Origin of the sequence: Brevibacillus sp. MCWH, from assembly GCF_013096935.1 — a bacterium.
Lineage (GTDB): Bacteria > Bacillota > Bacilli > Brevibacillales > Brevibacillaceae > Brevibacillus > Brevibacillus aydinogluensis.
The window spans coordinates 1-4805 of sequence record NZ_SDLF01000039.1; the positions used below are offsets into that span (position 1 = coordinate 1).

Sequence of the window (4805 nt, forward strand, 5' to 3'; positions counted from 1 at the left end):
TCGATGATGACCCGAAACCAAACGTGTCAAAAGTGGAGATTTTCAACCTTTCGCAAGATACAATCAATCGCATCAAACGCGGTGAAACATGCACGGTCGAAGCGGGCTATCGTGGTGATGTAGGAGTCATTGCAAAAGGTAAAATCACAAGTGTATTAACAAACCGTGACGGAGTGGATAAAATCACGACGATTCAAGTGATTGAAGGTGACGACTATTCACGGATTAAGGTTGATAAAAAAACATCGACCGATAAAAAGAGCAACAAAATCACGTTCAAGAAAGGAACAAAAGCGTCTGTCATCATCAAGCGGTTGTGTAGTGTGCTAGGTATCAAGTTAGCTTATATGAAGCTACCAAAAGACGTGACGTATAAGAACGGCTATACAGTCACGGGACTTATCCTTAATCATCTTGAGGAAATCGTCAAGGATTGCGGCGCTTCTATGTACTATCGCAGAGGGCAGATGGTGATACGAAGTATAAAAGAAGGAACAGACGAGCGATTTGTCTTAAACAGTGATACGGGATTAATCGAAAGTCCAGAGCCATTCGAGGAAAACGGAATACGTGGATATAAAGTGAAATGCTTGTTGCAACACCGCATCACGACCTCTAGTATCATTGAAATCAACAGTAAAACCGTAAAAGGAAAATATCGAGTGAAAAAAGGTGAGCACAAAGCGGATGGTAACGACTTTATCACTGAATTCGAGGTGATCTGATGGCAAAGGATACAAAGTTTTTAGACGCATTTGCGCGGCAAATTAAATTGTCGATTCACACGATGGCTCCTGCGAAAGTTGTGAAATACGATGAAAACAAACAGAGAGCTGATATTCAGTTGCTGTTTATGACTGTGTATAAAGACGGTACGAAAGAGCCTTATCGACTGCTTGAAGATGTACCTGTCATGTTTCAGCGTTTCAAAATCAACAAAGGGCAGCCTTTTACAGCAATCATCAATGGCGTATCACAAACGGTTCAAGTCGAACAGGACCTTGTGTATACGCCTTTTTTGCGAGCGGGTGACATAGTATGGGTTGGCTTTGCGGAACGAGCGCTAGATAACTTGACGAACAAACCATTTGACCCCGAATTTCACCGCACACATAGCGTGCAAGACGCAGTCGTATTGGGGGTGTTGCAATGAGAGCGCCGAAGATTGTTGACGGTGATTTAGTGTTTGAAAATGGCGATGTCGTGATGGTTGACGGGGATGAGGAGTTAGCACAATCGCTTCAAAGTGTTTTTCAGACGAACAAAGGAGAATGGTTTTTAAACAGTGAACACGGATTAGACCGCTCGCCTTTACTTGTTAAAAAATTCGATGAAGCGTTAGCGATTGACGCGATTAGTGAAGCAACTGCACAAGAGGAACGGATACAACGAATTGAAAATGTATACTTCAGACGTGAAGGGCGTTCGCTTACGGTTGATGCGACATTCATAAAAGAAGATGGGCAGCCGCTTCAAGTGGAAGGGGTGAATATACTTGCTCGATAAAAATGGGTTCAAGAGGAAGCGATATAGCGACCTTGTGGATGATATGACCTTGAAAGCAAAAGAACTATTCGGTGAGGATACTAATTTAAGCGAGAAATCGTTTCTTGGTATCCTCATTCGTTTGTTTGCTTGGTTTTTAGCAACCATATGGGAAGTGGCTGAAAAAGTATACAACAGCGGCTATATGCACAAAGCGGAAGGGATTCAGCTTGATAGAAAAGCATGGGAATTCGGTATCACCCGTTTGCAGGAACAACACGCGCAAGGAACGATTGAAATACATGGCACACCCGGTTTTGTCGTTGAAGAAGGAACGCTGTTTGAAACCGACAAGGGAATTTTGTTTGAGTTGGTTGCAGATGTTACGCTTGATGAAAACGGTGTGGGAACAGGTGACATCGTTTGTACAGAACCCGGTACAAAAGGAAATGTTGCCGCGAATACCATCACGATTGTAAGCAATCCGAATGAAAACATCACAAGTGTGACCAATCCATCGCCAACAACAGGCGGGCGAGAACGAGAAACAGACGCTGAATTTTTAGAACGGTACCAGCAAACTTTATCCGGTTTAGGTTCCACTAGCACGGATTCCATTCGAGCAGAACTCCTAAAACTTAATGGCGTTCGTGCCGCTGTTGTAATCGAAAACACACAATCTACTCCCGATACAGCAGGAAGGCCGCCAAAAAGCATATCCACTTATGTGTTAGGCGGTAATGCGAATGAAATTGCGCAAGTGATTTTTCAAAAGAAAGCCGCTGGCATTGAAGCATACGGAACAGAACAAGTGCAAGTGTATGACCTTGCAGGCTACCCGCATACGATTGGATTCAGTTGGGCAACCGAAGTGCCGATGGCGATTCAACTCACGATACAAAAGAATGACCGTTTTCCAAGTGATGGCGTACAACAAGTAAAAACGGAGCTAATCAAGTATATCGGCGGCGAAGATGCAGACGGAACATTCTACACCGGTTTAAACATGGGCGAGGCTGTAGTGTTCTCGAAACTTATTAACCAAGTCTATAAAGTCGATGGTGTGGACGATGTGCAATTGCTTGTCGGCGTGAAGGGCCAAACGTTAGAAACAAGCAACGTCACAATGGACATTACCGAAGTTGCTCAAATCTCTCATGCAGACATTGAGGTGCAAGTCGTATGAGCTTCTTTACGGATATGTTGAGTCGATTAACAGATGTGTATCGGAAAGACCCACAAAGTAACATTGGAAAAGTCATTAAAATTCTAACAGACGAATTAGACTTATTGAAAACTACGTTTGACCGTATTGAAGAATGGCGAGATGTTGAAAAAGCAGAAGGTGCTGTATTAGATGATTCAGGTATGAACGTTGGACAACCGCGCGGAGCGGCAACGGATGAAATATATCGTATTCTTTTACGTTCAAAGGTGGCGCGAAACTTTTCTGACGGTACGATTGACACGATTATCCGCGTTATCTCGATTGCGGTTAATGCGGACCCAAAAGAAATACGGATACAAGAGTTATACAACGACCCAAACAACCCAGAGCCAGCCGCTATCGGATTGATTCAGATTCCGCTACGAAAACTGAACGAAGTCGGGATGTCACCAAAGCAATTCGTTCAAATTGTGCAAAAGACGGTGGCGGCGGGTGTTCGGGTAGCGAATACTGAATTATCAGGGACATTCGCTTTTGCTTCTCACCCATCCACGATTGAAAACAGCGACACAGCAGGATTTGCTGACGAAAATGGAACAGTCGGTGGATATTTAGGAGCAATGTTTGTTGATTCCGAAGACAGTAACTTGCCTGTGTAAAGGAGTGAGAATATGCCTTTTGACCAAAACCAACTGCCAACATGGAATAAAGAAGGAGTAGAGCCGCCACAAAGTTTAAAGGATGACGGTTGGCAACCAAGCCAAAAGCCGCCTGCGGACTATTTCAACTGGTTTTTCAATAAAACCTTTAAAGCGTTGCAATCGCTTTTCACAAACGCTCAACACAAAGAAGAAAAAGGGCAACCAAATGGATATGCCGCATTAAACGAAGATGGAAAAGTCGTAAACGCAGACGGAAGCCTTGCGGGCGGTGTGCAAAGTGTAAACAACAAAACAGGTACTGTCACATTAACAGCATCTGATGTAGGAGCAGAAACACCATCAGGGGCACAAGCAAAAATAGATGCAGCGATTGCTGCACATTCGGCTGATACTACGAAGCACGTTACACCAGCAGAAAGAGCAGCTTGGAATAGTGCTAGTCAAAAAATAGGTGATTTAACTACATTAAACACGACAGCAAAAACTAATCTAGTCGATGCTGTTAATGAGCTTTTTACAAATGTCAGTAATGGAAAGATTCAAGTCCGCGACGCCATTACTGGCAAGGGTGGAATAGTCGCGGACAGTGATGGGGATGGAGTGCCTACATTCGAAGAGCTAGTAACGGGAGTAAATGGAATATTAACAGGAGCCAGTATTAAAAGTGTTCAGTCTGGCGCGGTTGCCATAGGATTAGGATCATATGCAGATGTTACGATTTCTAACGTCGATATGTCTAAAAGCTTTGTTATTGTTGAAGCTATCCAAACAAGACCATATGATGACCCTGACCTCGGAACAGTTACTGGAAAACTAATAAATAATACAACTTTGAGAGTTATGCGGAAAGGAATCACGTCAGACACATCTAGTTACACAACAGTTAGTTACCAAGTGGTAGAATTGGAAAATATTAAATCTATTCAAGTGGTGCAAGTTGTACTCATGTCCACAGGTACAACAAATATCAATATTACCCCGGTAAACTTGAATAAAACATTTTTAGTCGGTTCCTATATGTCGGCTGTGAGTGGAAGTGTATCCACGGGACGTGGATATCATTGGTATGCTTTCTTCAATTCACCTAGTCGAATAAGCGTCAGAAACACAGCTGGACAAGGAGAAGCGATTCTTTATGTTGTGGAATTTAATTAAGGAGTGATGATAGCATGAAGTTTTATGCCCAATTAAATGAACACGGAGTTTGTATTGGCGTTTCGATGTTAGCAGATACAGTTGAGTCAGATAGAATGATTGAAATTGATTCATTTGATGAAGATAAATTATACCGTAAATATGAAAATGGTGTTTGGTCAAACGAAAAATTTGTTAAAGATTTACCTATGGTTCAATTAAGTGAGTTTGAACAACTTAAAGCAAAACAAGAACTTATACAACAATCCTTAGACGAGCTTTTATTAGGAGGTATGTAACATGGCGGCTTATCTCGCACAACGTATCATTGACGGAGCGTACACATACGATTTTGT

The 4805-nt window shown here is 42.5% G+C and carries 7 protein-coding genes; all 7 read left to right on the top strand.

Going from position 1 to position 4805, the window contains the following annotated elements:
- On the top strand, positions 1-725 hold a 725-nt coding region (locus ETC00_RS19005; protein WP_171567640.1), incomplete at its 5' end, for a phage protein.
- The gene (locus ETC00_RS19010; RefSeq protein WP_171567641.1) at positions 725-1153 is read left to right on the top strand and encodes a Gp138 family membrane-puncturing spike protein; all 429 of its coding nucleotides are present in this window, start codon (positions 725-727) and stop codon (positions 1151-1153) included. The genes ETC00_RS19005 and ETC00_RS19010, both read left to right, overlap by 1 nt.
- Complete coding sequence (locus ETC00_RS19015) at positions 1150-1506, top strand: DUF2634 domain-containing protein (protein ID WP_171567642.1); 357 nt, start codon at positions 1150-1152, stop codon at positions 1504-1506. The genes ETC00_RS19010 and ETC00_RS19015 overlap by 4 nt, the downstream gene beginning before the upstream one ends.
- Positions 1496-2671, top strand: a complete 1176-nt coding sequence (locus ETC00_RS19020; protein ID WP_171567643.1) for a baseplate J/gp47 family protein — start codon at positions 1496-1498, stop codon at positions 2669-2671. Before ETC00_RS19015 ends, ETC00_RS19020 begins: the two co-directional genes overlap by 11 nt.
- Positions 2668-3312, top strand: a complete 645-nt coding sequence (locus ETC00_RS19025; RefSeq protein ID WP_171567644.1) for a hypothetical protein — start codon at positions 2668-2670, stop codon at positions 3310-3312. Before ETC00_RS19020 ends, ETC00_RS19025 begins: the two co-directional genes overlap by 4 nt.
- A gap of 12 nt (positions 3313-3324) precedes the next feature.
- A complete protein-coding gene (locus tag ETC00_RS20500) occupies positions 3325-4470 on the top strand; it encodes a hypothetical protein (protein WP_216369587.1) in 1146 nt (381 codons plus the stop codon).
- 14 nt (positions 4471-4484) lie between these two features.
- Entirely contained in the window at positions 4485-4748 is a 264-nt protein-coding gene (locus tag ETC00_RS19035; RefSeq protein ID WP_171567645.1) for a hypothetical protein, read from the top strand.
- Positions 4749-4805 lie beyond the last annotated feature (57 nt).